Source organism: Vibrio sp. 2134-1 (assembly GCF_033339495.1).
On the sequence record NZ_JAWOUS010000006.1, the window covers coordinates 149,146 to 167,559 of the forward strand.

Below are 18,414 nucleotides of genomic sequence, written 5' to 3' on the forward strand. Positions count from 1 at the left end.
CAGTAGATATTCGTTGCGGTGCGAAATAGTACAGTCAAATTAGGGGGAACTCAAGACGAGGAGCTCAAACTTAAAAAGCCGCCCATTCAGGCGGCTTTGCGAATAAGTTTGCTACTCTAACGTTCTTTTTAGAAGAAGCTCTTGAATAACAATACGATGTAATCCCACATGCGGCTAAATAGACTACCTTGCTCTACGGTTTCTAGTGCCATTAGTGGGTACTCGGCAATATCTTCACCATCGATCTGATAGTATAGCTTACCAACTACATCACCTTTATTAATTGGGGCTTCTAGCTCTTTTTCAAGGACGAAGCTTGCTTTTAGGTTTTTCGCTTCACCACGCGGTAGTGTTACGTAAGTATCTTGGTCAAGACCCAGTGCTACGGTGTCTTTGTTACCCATCCACACTTTTTCTTCTACGAACGTTTCACCTGCTTTGTGCGGTGCCACTGTTTCGAAGAAACGGAAGCCGTAGCTTAGCAGCTTTTTGCTTTCTGACTTACGAGCATTGGCATCTTTAGTACCCATAACGACCGCAACCAAGCGCATTTGACCTTCAGTTGCTGAACTTACTAGGCTGTAACCCGCATTACTTGTGTGACCCGTTTTGATGCCGTCAACGTTCATGCTCTTATCCCAAAGTAGACCGTTACGGTTGTATTGGGTGATGCCGTTGTAAGTAAATTTCTTCTCTGAGTACACTCGGTACTCATTTGGTACGTCACGGATAAGTGCTTTACCTAGCAGTGCCATGTCGTATGGTGTTGAGTACAATTCTGCGTTATCTAAGCCATGAACGTTGGCAAAGTGCGAGTTAGTCATACCCAATGTGTTGGCCCAAGCGTTCATTAGGTCAACAAATGCATCTTCTGAACCTGCAATATGTTCTGCCATCGCAACACAGGCATCGTTACCTGACTGGACGATGATACCTCGGTTCAGGTCACGTACTTTAACTGTTGTGCCTACTTCAATGAACATCTTTGATGAATCAGGGAAGTTTTTCGCCCACGCATTTTTACTGATGGTGACATCATCATCTTCTGAGATATTACCACGCGCTAGCTCTTGGCCGATTACATAGCTGGTCATCATCTTAGTCAGACTAGCTGGAGACAATTTTGTGTTCATCTCTTTCTCTGCCAGTACTTTACCTGAATGGTAATCCATCAGCACGTAGCCCTTCGCCGCGATTTGAGGGGCATCTGGAACAACGATAGGTGATGCAAGAGCAGATTGAGCGAAAGTTGCAGAAAGGGCAACCGAAGAAACGAGAATAGATTTCACAAACTTATTTTTATTCATGGTAATTCAAATTTTTGGGTTAACTGCAGACATCTTATCAGAATCCCTAGTTATGTAAGAGGGGGATCAAAGAGAAATTCATGACACGAGGTCATTTGGCAGTGTTGTGTTTTTTAATAAATGCAGACGAATAGCCGAGCAACTTTACTTTATCTAATGTGGCTTGCGTCAGGGAATAGTCAGTAAATGGCCCTAACAACAAGCGATAAGACTCTTTCGCACTCTCTAGGAAAGTTTCTGTATCCAATTTTTGACCAAGCTCGGTACCTAAAGTTCGCGCGCGTTCTTCATTTTTTGATGATGCCACTTGAATAACGTACCTAGGGTGCGCTTCTAATGACTTTTTATCCGTGGGCTGATTGATACTGATCACTTCAATTTCCACGTTCGCGGTGCCTGTTTTTATGACATCTAACTTGTGCGCGGCGGCATAGCTTAAATCAATGATACGGCCATCGTGAAAAGGACCTCGGTCATTAACTCGTACTATGGTGGTTTTGCCGTTGTCAGTATTGGTAACTTTTACGTAACTTGGTAACGGTAGCGTTTTATGCGCTGCCGTCATTGAGTACATGTCATAGATTTCGCCATTAGAAGTCAAATGACCTTGGAATTTTTTCCCATACCAAGATGCTCGGCCTTTTTCTTTAAAGCCTTTCGCATTGCGAACTATTTTGTAGTCTTTGCCACGCAAGTGGTAATCTTTGTTCCCACCTAGGCTGTACGGTTCATATTTAGGATGCGCATCCTCGATGTGTTCGACTGAAAGCGGTGTATCCGGTGCAACATCGGATTCGAGTTCGTAACGGCCTTCTTGTTCTTTTTGGCTAGTTGATGAACAGCCTGCCAAAATAAGAGCAGAGAAAACCAAGGAATATAAAGCGCGTTTTTGCATGTCTAGGTCGCCTTAGAGAATGCTTTTCGGTGCGTATGAATCGACATCAGAATACCAAAACCAGCCATCAAGGTTACCATTGATGTGCCGCCATAACTGATGAGTGGCAACGGTACACCTACTACAGGTAGGATGCCACTTACCATGCCAATATTTACAAAAATATACACGAAGAAGCTGAGTACAATACTGCCTGCCATCATTCGTCCAAATGCGGTTTGCGCTTGGCTGGCGAGATATAAACCTCGTCCAATAATAAATAGATAGATGGCTAAAAGGCAAAGGAAGCCAATCATACCCCATTCTTCAGCAATTACTGCAAAGATAAAGTCAGTGTGTCGTTCAGGAAGAAATTCTAGTTGTGACTGCGTACCTTGCAACCAACCTTTGCCGGAAATACCGCCGGAGCCAATCGCAATTTTACTCTGAATAATGTGGTAACCCGCTCCTAGCGGATCAGACTCCGGGTTAAATAGAGTACGAACTCGCACTTTTTGGTACTCTCGCATCAAGAAAAACCACAGAATTGGAATGAAACCACCTAATGCAATCGCAGCACCAGCAATTATTTTCCAGCTAATGCCTGCGAGGAAGATAACAAAAATACCGGAAGCCGCGATCAGGATCGAGGTACCTAAGTCAGGCTGTTTTGCAATGAGAATGGTTGGTAAGCAGACCATAATCAGTGCAACAATGAGTGTTCTTAGCGTTGGTGGGAGGGGCTGTCTACCAACATAGCGAGCCACCATTAATGGCACCGCGAGCTTCAATAGCTCTGACGGTTGAAAGCGCACAAAACCGAGGTTAAGCCAACGCTGCGCGCCTTTCGATGCTTCACCGAAAAACAGCACGCCGAAAAGCAGTATAACGCCACCAACGAACATCAAAGGTGCCAAGCTTTCGTAAGTTCGTGGAGAAAGCTGTGCAAGGACGAGCATCACAACGAGTGAAAGCACCATTCGCATGGCTTGGCGATCCATCATCAGTAAACTTTGGCCACTGGCGCTGTACATGATCACCAGGCCAAACCCCATCAGGGCCAGTATGCCAAGTAGGAGTGGTAAGTCGATATGGAAGCGTTCAAACAGGGCGCGATTTTTACCTGTAGAGGGATCCATCTTCATTACTATTTTACCTCTTTCTTCGCATTGTTTTCAGGCTCAATTTCTTCTGGACCAAGAACGACTCGGTCAAAAATTTTCCTTACTACTGGGGCACCGTTACTAGAACCACCACCGGCATTTTCTAGTACTACAGTGACGACCACTTTAGGATCATCAAATGGTGCAAAGCCAGTAAATAACGCATGGTCACGTAAGTGCTCGGCGATCTCATCGGCGTTGTATTCTTCGTTTTCACCCAGACCGAAGACCTGTGCAGTACCTGATTTACCCGCTGTTTCATAATTCATTTTGTAGAATGAGCGGCGAGCTGTTCCGCGCGTGCCATGGTTTACCCGACGCATGCCTTCTTTCGCCATATCCCAGTACTTTTTAGGCACATTCTTGATTGGTGGGTAAGTCACGTATTCTGTCGTTTGCTGCTCTTCGAAGTCGTTACCATTTTCTATCGTCGCTTTGAGCAAGTGAGGTGCGATCACTTCTCCCTCGTTTACTAATACGGAGGTTGCTTTGGCGATTTGCATTGGTGTTGCTGTCCAATATCCTTGGCCGATACCCACAGGGATCGTATCACCTTTATACCATGGGGTTTTATGGCGAGACATTTTCCAGTCACGAGTCGGCATATTCGCCTTACTTTCTTCGTAGATATCAATGCCAGTGTAATCACCAAAACCGAACATCATCATCCAATTCGAAATACGGTCAATACCCATGTCATAAGCGATTTGATAGTAGAAGGTATCAACAGACTCTTCGATCGACTTAATGATATCGACGCGCCCGTGCCCCCAACGCAACCAGTCACGAAACGGGCGTGTGTTGGAGTTTGGTATGCGCCAATAACCAGGGTCATTTCGTGTGGTGTTAGGTGTGACGACACCTTCTTGCAGCGCGGCTACCGCCATAAATGGTTTGATGGTAGACGCAGGAGGGTAAATGCCAAGTGTAGTGCGGTTGACTAAAGGACGGTTTTTATCGTTCAAAAGGGCGCGATAATCTTTACCTGAGATTCCGTGCACGAACGAGTTAGGATCGTAGCTAGGGCTTGAAACCATAGCCAGTACGCCGTTGTCTCTAGGATCGATTACTACAGCACTGCCTCGGCGGCCGTCCAACAATTGGTGTACGTACAACTGCAAGTTGATATCAAGGTTTAAAACGATGTCTTTTCCGGGTACAGGTGGAACGTACTTTAAGGTACGAATTACTCGGCCGCGGCTGTTTACCTCGACTTCTTGATATCCGGCTGTACCGTGTAAGAGGTCTTCGTAGTATTTTTCAATACCCAGCTTACCAATGTCGCGAGTGGCTTGATAGTTTGCGTCTTTTTCTTCTCGGATCAGGCGTTGCATGTCGCGATCATTAATTCGAGAAACATACCCAATCACGTGGGTTAAGACTTCGCTGAAAGGGTAGTAGCGCTTTAAGGTCGCACTTATTTCCACACCTGGAAAGCGGTACTGATTGACGGAGAATACCGCTACTTGTTTTTCGTTCAGTTGGGTAAGCAGTGGGACCGATTTAAATCGACGAGTCCGTTTACGCTCGTGGTGGAAACGTTCAATCTGGTCTGGTGTAATTTCCAGAATAGTTTGTAATTCTTGGATGGTTGCATCAATGTCTTTAATTTTTTCTGGGGTCAGTTCTAAGTTAAAGACGGGACGGTTCTCTGCCAGTAAAACGCCATTTCGGTCATAAATTAGACCTCGGTTAGGCGCGATAGGCACTACTTTGATGCGGTTATCGTTCGAGCGGGTTTGATAGTCTTGAAACTGGTTCACCTGAATGTTGTACATGTTGGCAACCAGAGCTCCCATCAAGACAACAATGCCGATAAAAGCAACAATAGCGCGGCTGGCAAACAGACGCGCTTCGGCTTGATAATCTCGGATTTGACTGCGGCGTTTACGAATCATTAACGCTAGGCTCTAAAGTTAAACAACGATTATTCGCGATGATAAGGGTGGTTAGCGGTGATGCTCCACGCTCGGTATAAGCTTTCTGCCATTACGATACGCACTAGAGGGTGGGGTAGCGTTAAGGCAGATAATGACCAGCTTTGGTCTGCTGCAGCTTTGCATGCAGGAGCGAGTCCTTCGGGACCGCCGATTAATATTGATACATCACGACCATCTAATTTCCAAGCTTCTAACTGCTCAGCGAGTTGAGGAGTGTCCCATTTTTTACCTGGGATATCTAACGTGACGATACGGTTGCCTTTTGGTACCGCCGCGAGCATCGCTTCTCCTTCTTTTTGCAGGATGCGAGCGATATCGGCATTCTTACCACGCTTGCCAGCAGAGATTTCAATCAACTCCAACGGCATATCATGCGGGAAACGGCGACGATATTCTTGAAAGCCTTCCTCAACCCATTTTGGCATTTTTGTGCCAACAGCAATTAGTTGAATTTTCAAAAGATTAACCCCAGAGTTTTTCTAGCTGGTAGAGTTCGCGGTGCTCTTCTTGCATCACGTGAAGCATGGCGTCGCCCATATCTAGGACTACCCATTCACCTTCGTTTTCACCTTCCATTCCTAGTGGCTCAAGACCGGCTTTTTTCACTTCTGTTGCAACATGGTCAGCGATGGATGAAACGTGGCGTTTGGATGTACCAGTACAGATGATCATGTAATCTGTCACGCTTGATTTATCTTCCACATTTAGGACGATAATGTCTTCCGCTTTCATGTCGTCGGCTTTATCAGCTAAAAAGTCTTTCAGTTCTTCGCGAAGCACTCGGTTTTCCTCGGTTTGTCTCTTATCTCTACAGTGTTTTACATTCTTGCTTGCAAAACAGGTCGCGCACTATATCACGCTTTGATTTTTAAATTGCCAGCTTAATATCAGGAGAGCAGGTTTCTAAGCTCAACTGATGAATAGTTGGCCATACAGACTCGTCATATTGAGTTTTGGCTTTTATCTCGGCTTGAGCCAACAAGGAGAGCAATGCACAAATACGACTCGCTGATAAGCGGGCCAGTGCTGCGTTATAGAGTGGACGCTTGTTTTGCCAAACTCGATATTTCTCAAATACCTGGTTCATTCCCATTTGAGTTAAGTCTTGATGCATATTTAAAAGTTGGCTCAACTCTTTTTGTACACTTCGAATCAAGATCACGGTCTCAACCCCTTCCGCCTCAAGTTGGCGAAGAATACGTTGTGCACGGTTTGCTTTACCTGCCAATAAGGCGTCGATCCAGTTAAAGGTAGTGAAGTGATTATGGCGACTTAGGGCTTCCTCTAAACGTATGATGGTCAGCTCACCATCCGGATAGAGTAGGGCCAATTTCTCTAAGCTTTGTGTCAATGCAAATAGGTTACCTTCATGCCATTGAGCCAACATTTGCAGTGATTGCTGATCGGGTTTTAGTCCTAACGTGCGGCAACGTGTCTGAATGAACATAGGTAGGCGTTGAAGGTCTGGCGACAAGCAGCTTACCCAATCGCCTTTTGAGCTTAATGCTTTGAACCATTTCGCATTTTCTTGGGCTTTGGTCAGTTTGCTACCAACAATGACGAGCATGATGTCATCATGCAGCATATCACACAGTGTTTGCAGCTCTTTGCTGACGGCTGTTGTCACGCCACTTTCTGGAATTTCAAGCTCGATCAATTGACGGTTTGAGAACAGGCTCATCGCTTGGAAGCAATCGTAAACTTGATTCCAGTCGATGCTTGCGTCTACCGCAAAACGGTGTTTTTCCTCAAAACCTTGTTGAAACGCTGCCTTTTGGATGGCTTGGCGGCTTTCTTGAATCAGTAACGGCTCATTACCAAAGATTAAGTAAACCTGTTTAACTTGTTTAGTTAAATGATCCGTTAATTTATCGGCATAAATTCGCATAGTGATTAAGAGTTTGTGTTCGCTGGCTCAGAGATTTGTCCTGCTTCATATTCGGCACGGATACGACCCAACTGGCGCATCATTTGTTTTGCAGCTTGCAAGCGCATCTCGTCTTCAATTACGTCACGTTCAACAGATTTTGCAAGTGCCGTTAACGGGTTGTCTAGGTAATTGCGGTTTACTGTTGTCGTAAAGTTTTTAGAGCCATAGCCAGGAATCGTCACACGGTATTTTACTACGTATGTCAGCTCTTTTTCTGCTGCACGGCTATTTTGATAAAGCGATAGTGTACGCTCATCGATTGTCGCTTCCGTCAAATGAAGGTTGGGTACCGTCGATGATGGTTGAACAAGTTCAACTTTGTTCAGTTCGAGTTGAGAGCGAACATAGCGAGTTAATTCACTGTATTCATCGTAGCTGGAGAAAGACATAGTGTGCAGCTCTTCCGGTACGGAATACTCGCCGCGAAGGTGAAAACCACAGGCAGAAAGAAGCCCCGCTAATACCAATACCACTGGTAGTTTAATCAAAGAGAAAAAGCGCATTGATTGTATTCATCCTAAATTGAAGGGGTTATTTACCTTAAACCACTCATGTGAATGGTTTGAGGTAAATAAACAGGGTAGAAAACTACCCTGTTTAATGACTCTTGGTTAACAAATAAGTTCGCTAAACAGAGACAAATTGACAGCTGCGATTAGTTTGCAACGATGTTCAGCAGTTTACCTGGAACGTAAATAACTTTACGAATAGTCAGGCCATCAGTGAACTTAACCACGTTTTCGTCGTTTAGACCAAGCTGTTCGATATCGTCTTTAGAGATATCAGCTGGGACTGTTAGCTTCGCACGTAGCTTACCGTTAACTTGAACAACGATAGTTTTTTCGTCTTCAACTAGCGCTTTTTCGTCAAACGTCGGCCATGCCGCGTTATCAATGTCTGTTTCCCCTAGTGCTGCCCATAGCTCGTATGAGATATGCGGAGTGATAGGGTAAAGCATGACAACAATAGCTTTCAGTGCCTCGTCAAGGATTGCACGATCTTGCGCAGATTCTTGAGGCGCTTTCGCTAGTTTGTTCATCAGCTCCATGATCGCTGCGATCGCGGTGTTGAATGTTTGACGACGAGCGATATCGTCCGTCACTTTCGCGATAGTCTTGTGAACGTCACGGCGAAGTGCTTTTTGATCACCAGAAAGCGCTGCGGTATCTACTGCTTCTGCTGCGCCTTTCGCTGTGTGCTCTTTCACTAGTTTCCAAACACGTTTTAGGAAGCGGTTCGCACCTTCTACGCCAGACTCTTGCCATTCAAGTGTCATGTCCGCTGGAGACGCGAACATCATGAATAGACGTACTGTGTCAGCGCCGTACTTGTCTACCATTTCTTGAGGGTCGATACCGTTGTTCTTAGACTTAGACATCTTGATCATGCCTGAGTGCGTTACATCACGACCTTCAGTGTCTTTAGCAGAAGTAATGCGGCCTTTACCATCACGTTCAACGGCTACGTCTGTTGGAGCTACCCACTCTTTGCCGCCTTTCTCGTTCTCGAAGTAGAACGCATCAGCCAGTACCATGCCTTGACACAGTAGTTGCTTGAACGGTTCGTCAGAAGTTACGTAACCCGCATCGCGCAGTAGTTTGTGGAAGAAGCGTGAGTACAGTAGGTGCATACAAGCGTGCTCGATACCACCGATGTACTGATCTACTGGTAGCCAGTAGTTTGCTTTTTCTGGGTCTAGGATGTCGTCCGCTTGTGGTGAACAGTAACGCGCGTAGTACCAAGAAGATTCCATGAACGTATCGAACGTATCTGTCTCACGTAGAGCAGGTTCGCCGTTAAAGGTTGTCTTCGCCCACTCTTTGTCTGCTTTGATTGGGCTAGTGACGCCGTCCATTACCACGTCTTCTGGAAGAATCACTGGTAGTTGGTCAGCAGGTACTGGGTGAACTTCACCGTCTTCAGTCGTTACCATTGGGATTGGTGCGCCCCAGTAACGTTGACGAGATACACCCCAGTCGCGTAGACGGAAGTTTACAGTCTTAGTGCCTTTGCCCTCTGCTTCTAGCTTCGCTGCGATTGCGTCGAATGCCGCTTGGAATTCTAGGCCATCGAATTCACCTGAATCGAACAGTACACCTTTCTCAGTGTATGCTGCTTCAGAGATGTCTAGCTCGCTGCCATCAGCAGGCTTGATAACTGGCACGATGTCTAGACCGTACTTCGTTGCGAACTCGTAGTCACGTTGGTCGTGCGCAGGTACAGCCATTACCGCGCCTGTACCGTAGTCCATCAGAACGAAGTTTGCTACGTATACTGGTACTTCGCGGCCGTTCAATGGATGAATAGCAGTAAGGCCAGTTGCCATACCTTTCTTCTCCATTGTCGCTAGCTCAGCTTCTGCAACCTTGTTGTTCTTACATTCGTCGATAAACGCTGCAAGCTCTGGATTGTTCTCTGCTGCAAGAGCTGCAAGAGGGTGGCCGGCTGCGATACCCACGTAAGTCACACCCATTAGCGTATCTGGACGTGTTGTGTAAACTTCTAGATCTTGTTGACCCTTAACTTCAAACTTCAGCTCAACGCCTTCAGAGCGGCCAATCCAGTTGCGCTGCATGGTTTTCACCATTTCAGGCCAACCTTCAAGCTTGTCTAGGTCGTCTAGTAGCTCTTGAGCGTATTCAGTGATTTTGATGAACCATTGAGGGATTTCTTTTTGCTCTACAGGCGTATCACAACGCCAGCAACAACCGTCTTCAACCTGCTCGTTTGCAAGAACAGTTTGGTCGTTAGGACACCAGTTAACAGAAGAAGTCTTTTTGTAAACTAAACCTTTCTCGTAAAGTTTAGTGAAGAACTCTTGTTCCCAGCGGTAGTACTCCGGTGTACATGTTGCGAATTCACGGTTCCAATCGTAACCAAAGCCTAGAAGCTTAAGTTGGTTCTTCATGTATTCGATGTTTTCGTAAGTCCAAGGTGCTGGCGCAGTTTTGTTTTTTACTGCTGCGTTTTCTGCAGGTAGACCGAATGCGTCCCAACCGATTGGTTGCATCACGTTTTTGCCTTGTAGGCGTTGGAAACGAGATACTACATCACCGATAGTGTAGTTGCGCACGTGACCCATGTGCAGTCGACCACTTGGGTATGGGAACATGGACAGACAGTAGAATTTTTCTTTATTTGGGTCTTCACTTACAACAAAGGTTTTGTTGTCATCCCAGTGCTTTTGAACTTTTTGTTCAATATCTTGTGGGTTGTATTGTTCTTGCATCGATGGTATCCGTTATCTTGGAATTTGTGAGTTCGGTTAGAACAGACTTAAATAGATCGTCATAGAATACCTAAAGCTAGGGATCACAACAATAGCCAATCTGTACCCATGCGCCCTTAAGTGACGCAGGTAGGAGAAAGATGGAGGTCAGTTATGCCTAAACGTAAAACAGGTTATGAGGAAATGCTCGAGGATGTGATTGAAACCTTGAAGCACAGTCCGGAAGAAGTTAACAAAGCGATTGAGACGTCGGGCAAAGTGGTGGATGCTGCTAATGACTTGACCAAAGATGAATTGGCTTTAATCAAAGCGTACCTTAAAGCCGACTTAAAAGAGTTTTCAGAGAGTTACGAGGATAGCAAAAGCGGCCCGTTTTACTTAACGATTGCGGACTCGATATGGCAAGGGCTGTTAGAGATTACTGACCGAACTAAAGTTGAGTGGGTTGAGTTGTTCGATGACTTAGAGCATCAAGGGCTATATGAAGCAGGAGAGGTGATAGGCTTAGGCACTTTAGTCTGTGATGAGTGTGGTCACAAGACAACGTATAACCACCCAACTGTAATCATTCCGTGTATTAAATGTGGTCACAAAGGCTTTACTCGTCAGTCATTAAAGCCATAAATGGCGCGTAACGACAGTATAATGCTATGAATAAAAAAGAGGCTTAGTCGCCTCTTTTTTGTCTTTTCTACTTTCAAGCTGTTATCAGCTCTGTTTTCTTCTTAAGCCGAAAGCCAGAGCTAAACTTAACCCAACCCAAATATACAATGGCCAAGTACCAAGGACTCGATATGGCGTTTGTCCATTGGTTGGGGTGAGCTCTGCGCGCAGTACTGCAGTTTCAAACTGCGGTACTTGCTCAACGATTTTACCTTTGTGATCGGTTACCGCTGTTAATCCGTTGTTAGTCGAGCGGATGAGCGGTTTACCTAACTCTAAGGCACGCATACGGGCGATCTCCATATGCTGAAGAGGACCGATAGAGTGACCAAACCATGCATCATTTGAAAGCGTTAGAATGAAGTCTGTTTCGTCAGTCACATTTTGACGCACTTGCTCATTAAAGATGATCTCATAGCAAAGCGCTGGTGCCATGTGCATGCCATTCGCAACGATGTTTGGCTGCACAAAAGCCCCACGGCTAAACGACGACATCGGTAGGTTAAAGAATGGCGCTAATGGGCGCAAAATATCTTCAAATGGTACAAACTCACCAAATGGTAGTAGGTGATGCTTATGGTAACGTTCGCTTAAATCGAAGCTGTAGTCACCGTATGGTGTGATGCCTAGGGACAGAATACTGTTGTAGAACTGTCGATCTTCAGCTTGGTTGACGACACCGGTGATGATTGCGCTGTTATTCATTTTTGCAGCGCTGTCGATATTGCTCAAAAATGAAGGCACTTCAATTTCAAAAGCGGGAATTGCTGCTTCTGGCCAAACGATAATGTCAGCGTCCCAGTTTTCACGAGTTAAGTCAGCGTACTTCATGATGGTTGGCCAGCGTTGACTTGGTAGCCACTTTAGGTTTTGGTCTACGTTACCTTGAATTAGTGCGAGCTTAGTCGTGTCTTCTGGTCGGGGTGTTACCCAATCGTAGTTGCGAATCCCAAAGCCAGTACTGAGTAGCACCGCAGGGATAATCACCATCAGCCACTGCTTATGAATCCAGGCATAGGCTAACGCCCCTGCGCTGATAAGGATAAATAGAGTAAGCAGTTCTACGCCGCCAATTGGTGCAAAGCTTGCGAGTGGAGCATCTATCTGGCTATAGCCTAGCCATAACCAAGGGAAGCCAGTCATCACCCAACCACGCAACCAATCACTGATCAGCCATAAAGCAGGTGCAGCGAGAAGTGCTTTTGTGAGCGTAAATTGAGGAAACAGCTTGTTGTTGAGCCAAGCAAATAAGCCTGAATAAACAGCCAAGTAGGCAACAAGCAAGCCCATTAAAAATAAATTGGCAATGAGCGGCATACCGCCAAAACCGGAGATACTGACGTAAACCCAGCTAACGCCAGTTGCAAATTGACCTAACCCCCAAGCATAACCAATCCATAGTGCGCGTTTCGGAGTTTGGTTAGCAAGAAGAATCAGTAGAATTGCAGGGCTAAGAATGGCAATAGGCCACAGCTGGTAAGGAGCGAAAGCGAGTGTAGTAGAGGCGCCAACAAAAGCGGCCACTAAGGGCCGCTTAAGGCGATGAAAGAGTTCATTCATCATTGTAATTTTCTGAGATTCCCAATGGGTATCGCGTTACTCTTGAGTGGCTTCAACCAGGGTTTCTTCGTCTGGGATCGTCACTTGGAGTTGAATGACACGACGGTTATCGGCAGCGGTGACTTTGAAGTTGTAGCCTTCAATTTCAACCAGTTCACCACGAGAAGGTAAGTGACCAAAGGCAGTCATGACCATACCACCAACGGTATCAACTTCCTCATCGCTGAAGTTGGTTCCGAATGTCTCATTAAACTCTTCGATGGTTGTCAGCGCTCTGACAGCAAACGTATGCTTGCTCAGCTTACGAATGTCCGTCTCTTCACTTTCATCGAATTCATCTTCAATATCCCCGACGATTTCCTCAAGGATATCTTCAATGGTCACAAGACCAGAAACACCACCGAATTCATCGACAACAATGGCCATATGATAACGTTCTTCACGGAATTCTTTCAGCAGTCGATCAACGCGTTTACTTTCCGGTACTACAACCGCTGGTCGAATGACTTCTTCGATATCAAATGGATTACTGCCTGAGCCTAAGTATTTAAGTAAGTCCTTCGCTAGAAGTATGCCTTCCACATGGTCTTTATCTTCGCTGATCACAGGGTAGCGAGAGTGTTGAGCATCGGTAATCAAAGCAACCAAGGTATCAAGGTCGTGAGTACGCTCAACTGTAACCATTTGCGAACGCGGGATCATAATGTCACGCACACGCATTTCGGAGATTTCCATAACACCTTCAAGCATATCGCGAGTGTCATGGTCAATCAGGTCGTTAACTTCAGAGTCGCGGATAACATCCACAAGCTCTTGGCGATCTTTTGGTTCGCCCTGAAATAGTTGACCTAGACGTTCAAAGAAGGACTTTCTACTCGGACCTTCTGCCTTTTCTTTCTTATCTTCGTTAGAAGAGGGAGAATTATCTTCGTTCATTGTTTCTCAATTAAGTAACGCTATCAGAAGTGTGATAGCACACATAGAGAGGCGAACACGAGAGTCATTTAGGTGGTTCGCCTTTCCCTGTCGAGTGGCCAATAGCTACTCTTTTTCAGCAATGTAAGGATCTTCATAACCCATACCTTGCATGATTTCGGTTTCGAGGGACTCCATCTCTTCGGCTTCGTCATCCTCTATATGATCATAACCTAGCAGATGCAAGCTGCCATGTACAACCATATGCGCCCAATGTGCTAGCAGAGGCTTGCTCTGTTCAACCGCCTCTTTTTCAACAACTTGGCGGCAAATAATCAAATCACCAAGTAAATCTATTTCCATACCAGGAGGTGCTTCAAATGGAAACGACAACACATTAGTTGGTTTATCTTTGCCGCGATACTCATGGTTGAGCGTATGACTTTCTTGTTCATCAACAATACGAATGGTGACTTCGGCTTGTGGCTGGAAGAGAGGGATTGTCTTATCTAGCCACAATTGGAAATCTTGCTGCGAAGGCAGACCTTCTTCATTTTCGACTGCCAGTTGCAGATCAAGTTCAATCGCCATGATTATTCCTTAGTTGAAGCAACTTGTGCATTCAGTTCGGCTTTTGCTGCTTCTAGTAACTTCGCATCGCGTTCTTCACGACGGCGTTTCTCGAACTCTTTACGCTCTTTCTGGTCTTGTGCTTCCCACTTCTCGTACGCGTTAACGATACGAGCAACCACAGGGTGACGTACAACGTCGTCGGCTAAGAAGAAGTTAAAGCTGATGTCGTCAACTTCGCTTAGTACTTCAATAGCATGACGAAGACCCGATTTCGCACCACGAGGTAAGTCAATCTGCGTGACATCACCAGTGATAACCGCGCGAGAGTTAAAACCAATACGCGTTAGGAACATCTTCATCTGCTCAACAGTGGTGTTCTGACTCTCATCAAGAATGATGAAGGCGTCGTTTAGAGTACGACCACGCATGTAAGCAAGAGGAGCAACCTCAATCACGTTACGTTCAATCAGCTTCTCTACGCGCTCAAAGCCCAGCATTTCAAATAGGGCGTCGTATAGCGGACGTAGGTATGGGTCGACTTTCTGGCTTAAATCACCAGGCAGGAAGCCCAATTTCTCACCAGCTTCAACCGCTGGACGAGTAAGTAGAATACGGCGGATCTCTTGGCGCTCTAGTGCGTCAACAGCTGCTGCTACAGCAAGGTAGGTTTTACCTGTACCAGCCGGGCCAATACCAAAAGAAATATCATGCGTGACCATGTTAACCAAGTACTGCGCTTGGTTTGGCGTACGTGGTTTGATCACACCTTTCTTGGTTTTGACGAAGACTTCTTTACCATGCTCGATGTTAGACTCAGTATTCTGCTCAAGAACACCAGATTCTTTGATCGCTAGATGGATTTGCTCAGGCTCAATATCTGGGATCTCACCTCGTACAGGTGCGGTATCAACATATAGAGTTTTCAGGATATCCAGCGCAGCTGATGCGGTATGAGGTTTACCGACAATCGTAAAGTGGTCACTACGGTGGTTAATTTCAACGCCTAGACGACGTTCTAAATGCTTGATGTTGTCATCGAATGGACCGCACAGGCTAGCTAGTCGGCGGTTGTCTGAAGGTTCTAGGTTAATTTCTAGAGTTACGATTTTATTGCTCAATGTTGCCTCTCATTTTTTGCCACTTAGTGAGAGCCTGATAACGACCAGGCTCTCTATGGCTATTTATACGAGCTTACGGCGTAAAAGTAGCTACACCCAGCTCATCTTCGCGACGTGTTTTCGCCATCATCTGCGTTGGGGAAATCACACTACGAAGATCCATGTCTTTTTCAGTACGTACTAGCTCACCACGCAGTGAGTTTGCAAATACGTCTACGATCTTCACATCAACGAACTGACCAATTAGGTCTGCACTACCTTCAAAGTTTACTACACGGTTGTTTTCTGTACGAGCGCGTAGTTCCATTAGGTTTTTCTTCGAAGGACCTTCAACTAGAACACGTTGTTCTGTGCCAAGCATTAAGCGAGAGTAACGCATCGCTTGAGCATTGATAGTTTGCTGTAGTTCGTAAAGGCGCTCTTTCTTCACTTGTTCTGACACATCACAAGGGTAATCCGCTGCTGGCGTACCTGGACGTGGAGAGAAAATAAAGCTGAAGCTCATGTCAAAGTCTACATCTTTGATTAGCTTCATGGTGTCTTGGAAGTCTTTGTCTGTCTCACCAGGGAAACCAACAATAAAGTCTGAACTGATTTGGATATCAGGACGAGCTTTACGCAGTTTACGGATGATCGATTTGTATTCGATAGCGGTGTGAGGGCGTTTCATCATCGTTAGGATACGGTCACTACCACTTTGCACAGGTAAGTGCAGGAAGCTCACAAGTTCTGGCGTATCTTCGTATACTGCGATGATGTCGTCTGTGAATTCTAACGGGTGGCTCGTCGTGAAACGAATACGGTCGATACCATCGATAGACGCAACCAAACGAAGCAGTTCTGCAAATGAACAGATCTCACCATCGTGCATAGGACCACGGTACGCGTTTACGTTTTGACCCAGAAGGTTTACTTCACGTACGCCTTGTTCAGCAAGTTGGGCGATTTCGAACAGTACGTCATCCATTGGACGGCTTACTTCTTCACCACGAGTGTACGGTACGACGCAGTAAGTACAGTACTTAGAGCAGCCTTCCATAATAGAAACGAATGCTGTCGCACCTTCAGCGCGAGGTTCAGGTAGGCGGTCGAATTTTTCGATCTCTGGGAACGAAATGTCCATAACTGGTGCATCATCGGACTGAGATTGTTTGATCATCTCAGGTAGGCGGTGCAAAGTTTGTGGGCCAAAAATAACGTCAACGTATGGTGCACGTTCACGAATATGGTCACCTTCTTGCGTTGCTACACAACCACCTACACCGATAACTACGCCAGGTTTTTTATCTTTTAGTGTTTTCCAGCGGCCTAACTGGTGGAAAACTTTCTCTTGCGCTTTTTCACGGATCGAACAGGTGTTAAGTAGAAGTACGTCTGCTTCCTCTGGCTCTTCCGTCAGCTCGTAGCCGTTTGCAGCATTAAGCAGGTCGGCCATTTTTGATGAATCGTATTCGTTCATCTGGCAGCCCCAGGTTTTAATTAGCAGTTTCTTACTCATCTCACTTTCGCTCGTTCAGTTGTACTTAAATCGGAGAGCTATTGCTCAAATTATAGCCGCCATCACGGCGGTAAGCGGCGTATTGTACTGCTTTAAAAAGCACCTGACTAGTGATCTAGCTAATTCTCTGCAAAGCCTGATGAAATCTAGTTTTTCGCCCTATGCAGAACAAGGTTTTTTGTTAAACAATTTTGTAAAAATAGCCATGGAAAGTACAATAAAAAACGCCAATTAATCAGCACGATGAAGAGTGAAAAATGAACAAGTATGACATCGCCGTGATCGGTGGCGGTATGGTTGGGGCAGCCGTCGCTGTTGGATTTGCCAAGCAGGGCAGAAGCGTTGTCTTGGTCGAAGGTACAAAACCTAAAGTTTTTGATGCCGCTCAGGCGATGGATATTCGTGTATCTGCAATCTCGCACCAGTCGGTGGAGTTACTTGATTCACTCGGAGCATGGCCAGAGATCAAGAGCATGCGAGTTTGTCCTTATCGGCGCTTAGAAACTTGGGAGCACCCAGAGTGCCGTACTCGTTTTCACTCTGATGAATTGTCATTGGATCAGCTAGGTTACATCGTTGAAAACCGCCTAATCCAATTAGGTCTTTGGCAAGTCTTCTCTCAGTATGAAAATCTAACCGTGATGTGTCCTGAGCGATTAAAAGCCATTGAGTTTGCAGATGTAAATCTTGTGACACTAGAAAGTGGGGCGCAGTTTGAAGCTAACTGGGTGATTGGTGCTGATGGTGCAAACTCTAAAGTTCGTCAATTGGCTGGAATTGGTGTAACTGCGTGGGATTACCGACAACACTGCATGTTGATTAACGTGAAAACAGAATTGCCTCAGCAAGATATTACTTGGCAACAATTTACACCTTCAGGCCCACGTTCATTTTTACCTCTGTGCTCTTTGAGTAACGACGATGGTCAAGTAGTAGGCCAAGGTTCTTTGGTTTGGTATGACTCGCCTAAACGTATTAAACAACTGTGTGCGATGAGTAAACCTCAACTAAGAGAAGAAATTTTACGTCATTTCCCTGCTGAATTAGGCGATATTGAAGTTTTACAGTTTGGCTCATTCCCACTCACTCGTCGTCATGCGCAAAGCTACTCAAGCAAAAATTGCGTGTTAGTGGGTGACTCTGCCCATACGATCAACCCGCTTGCAGGGCAAGGGGTAAACTTAGGCTTCAAAGATGTAGACGTTCTCCTTTCGGTAACAGAACAACAAGAAAAGCTGGAAGATACCTTACTCGCGAAATACGAACGCGCACGTCGACCTGACAACTTACTCATGCAGACGGGCATGGACTTTTTCTATAAAGGTTTTAGCAACGATCTAGGGCCATTGAAGTTCGTACGTAATGCTGCATTGAAGCTTGCTGAAAACTCAGGGCCAATTAAGGCTCAAGTACTGAAATACGCGTTAGGTATGTAGTAAGCTACTCAAATCACAGATAGAAAAAAAGCGAGCCATGAGCTCGCTTTTTTAATTCGGCAAATCTAATGATTTCCCGAGTCCAGAACCAAAAAAAGAAAAAACCCAGCAAAGTCATGCTGGGTTTTCCGATAATGGTGCGGAAGGAGAGACTTGAACTCTCACACCTTGCGGCGCCAGAACCTAAATCTGGTGCGTCTACCAATTC

At 45.7% G+C, this 18,414-nt stretch carries 17 protein-coding genes; 2 read left to right on the top strand and 15 right to left on the bottom strand.

Annotation, left to right across the window (positions count from 1 at the left end; all coding sequences use genetic code 11):
• Nucleotides 1-128: 128 nt before the first annotated feature.
• The 9 genes from R7R78_RS09685 to leuS form a co-directional block, all read right to left on the bottom strand.
• The gene (locus tag R7R78_RS09685) at nucleotides 129-1,307 is read right to left on the bottom strand and encodes a serine hydrolase (RefSeq protein ID WP_005384132.1); all 1,179 of its coding nucleotides are present in this window, start codon (nucleotides 1,305-1,307) and stop codon (nucleotides 129-131) included.
• A gap of 91 nt (nucleotides 1,308-1,398) precedes the next feature.
• Nucleotides 1,399-2,202 (bottom strand): septal ring lytic transglycosylase RlpA family protein, encoded by an 804-nt coding sequence (locus tag R7R78_RS09690; RefSeq protein WP_017635670.1) that lies wholly within the window; start codon nucleotides 2,200-2,202, stop codon nucleotides 1,399-1,401.
• A 2-nt stretch (nucleotides 2,203-2,204) separates the two neighbouring features.
• Nucleotides 2,205-3,326, bottom strand: a complete 1,122-nt coding sequence (gene rodA / locus R7R78_RS09695; RefSeq protein ID WP_005384128.1) for a rod shape-determining protein RodA — start codon at nucleotides 3,324-3,326, stop codon at nucleotides 2,205-2,207.
• 2 nt (nucleotides 3,327-3,328) lie between these two features.
• The gene (mrdA, locus tag R7R78_RS09700; protein WP_225473470.1) at nucleotides 3,329-5,242 is read right to left on the bottom strand and encodes a penicillin-binding protein 2; all 1,914 of its coding nucleotides are present in this window, start codon (nucleotides 5,240-5,242) and stop codon (nucleotides 3,329-3,331) included.
• A gap of 29 nt (nucleotides 5,243-5,271) precedes the next feature.
• A complete protein-coding gene (gene rlmH, locus R7R78_RS09705; RefSeq protein WP_017821762.1) occupies nucleotides 5,272-5,742 on the bottom strand; it encodes a 23S rRNA (pseudouridine(1915)-N(3))-methyltransferase RlmH in 471 nt (156 codons plus the stop codon).
• Between the two features lie 4 nt (nucleotides 5,743-5,746).
• A complete protein-coding gene (gene rsfS / locus R7R78_RS09710; RefSeq protein WP_005373015.1) occupies nucleotides 5,747-6,064 on the bottom strand; it encodes a ribosome silencing factor in 318 nt (105 codons plus the stop codon).
• An 88-nt stretch (nucleotides 6,065-6,152) separates the two neighbouring features.
• The gene (holA, locus tag R7R78_RS09715) at nucleotides 6,153-7,172 is read right to left on the bottom strand and encodes a DNA polymerase III subunit delta (protein ID WP_042521234.1); all 1,020 of its coding nucleotides are present in this window, start codon (nucleotides 7,170-7,172) and stop codon (nucleotides 6,153-6,155) included.
• 5 nt (nucleotides 7,173-7,177) lie between these two features.
• Nucleotides 7,178-7,717, bottom strand: a complete 540-nt coding sequence (lptE, locus tag R7R78_RS09720) for an LPS assembly lipoprotein LptE (RefSeq protein WP_005373019.1) — start codon at nucleotides 7,715-7,717, stop codon at nucleotides 7,178-7,180.
• A 152-nt stretch (nucleotides 7,718-7,869) separates the two neighbouring features.
• Nucleotides 7,870-10,443, bottom strand: coding sequence for a leucine--tRNA ligase (gene leuS, locus R7R78_RS09725; protein WP_005391313.1), 2,574 nt, complete (start codon nucleotides 10,441-10,443; stop codon nucleotides 7,870-7,872).
• Between the two features lie 153 nt (nucleotides 10,444-10,596).
• Here leuS and R7R78_RS09730 point away from each other — a divergent pair, with 153 nt between their 5' ends.
• The gene (locus tag R7R78_RS09730) at nucleotides 10,597-11,067 is read left to right on the top strand and encodes a zinc ribbon-containing protein (RefSeq protein ID WP_005373024.1); all 471 of its coding nucleotides are present in this window, start codon (nucleotides 10,597-10,599) and stop codon (nucleotides 11,065-11,067) included.
• Nucleotides 11,068-11,151: 84 nt separating this feature from the next.
• Here R7R78_RS09730 and lnt read toward each other — a convergent pair whose 3' ends face one another.
• The 5 genes from lnt to miaB form a co-directional block, all read right to left on the bottom strand.
• Nucleotides 11,152-12,669 (bottom strand): apolipoprotein N-acyltransferase, encoded by a 1,518-nt coding sequence (gene lnt / locus R7R78_RS09735; protein WP_054576929.1) that lies wholly within the window; start codon nucleotides 12,667-12,669, stop codon nucleotides 11,152-11,154.
• 33 nt (nucleotides 12,670-12,702) lie between these two features.
• Nucleotides 12,703-13,602 carry a CNNM family magnesium/cobalt transport protein CorC gene (gene corC, locus R7R78_RS09740; RefSeq protein WP_005384118.1) on the bottom strand — a complete coding sequence of 300 codons (900 nt, stop codon included), beginning with the start codon at nucleotides 13,600-13,602 and terminating at the stop codon, nucleotides 12,703-12,705.
• 105 nt (nucleotides 13,603-13,707) lie between these two features.
• Nucleotides 13,708-14,172, bottom strand: coding sequence for an rRNA maturation RNase YbeY (gene ybeY, locus R7R78_RS09745; protein WP_005373030.1), 465 nt, complete (start codon nucleotides 14,170-14,172; stop codon nucleotides 13,708-13,710).
• Between the two features lie 2 nt (nucleotides 14,173-14,174).
• Complete coding sequence (locus R7R78_RS09750) at nucleotides 14,175-15,272, bottom strand: PhoH family protein (protein ID WP_005373033.1); 1,098 nt, start codon at nucleotides 15,270-15,272, stop codon at nucleotides 14,175-14,177.
• Between the two features lie 73 nt (nucleotides 15,273-15,345).
• Nucleotides 15,346-16,770, bottom strand: coding sequence for a tRNA (N6-isopentenyl adenosine(37)-C2)-methylthiotransferase MiaB (gene miaB / locus R7R78_RS09755; RefSeq protein ID WP_005373038.1), 1,425 nt, complete (start codon nucleotides 16,768-16,770; stop codon nucleotides 15,346-15,348).
• A gap of 257 nt (nucleotides 16,771-17,027) precedes the next feature.
• On the opposite strand from miaB, the gene R7R78_RS09760 reads away from it, so the two are divergent.
• The gene (locus tag R7R78_RS09760) at nucleotides 17,028-18,206 is read left to right on the top strand and encodes a 2-octaprenyl-3-methyl-6-methoxy-1,4-benzoquinol hydroxylase (RefSeq protein WP_005384117.1); all 1,179 of its coding nucleotides are present in this window, start codon (nucleotides 17,028-17,030) and stop codon (nucleotides 18,204-18,206) included.
• A gap of 13 nt (nucleotides 18,207-18,219) precedes the next feature.
• On the opposite strand, the gene R7R78_RS09765 is transcribed toward R7R78_RS09760, so the two are convergent.
• A partial coding sequence (locus R7R78_RS09765; RefSeq protein WP_206949545.1) for a hypothetical protein occupies nucleotides 18,220-18,414 on the bottom strand: 195 nt, incomplete at its 5' end.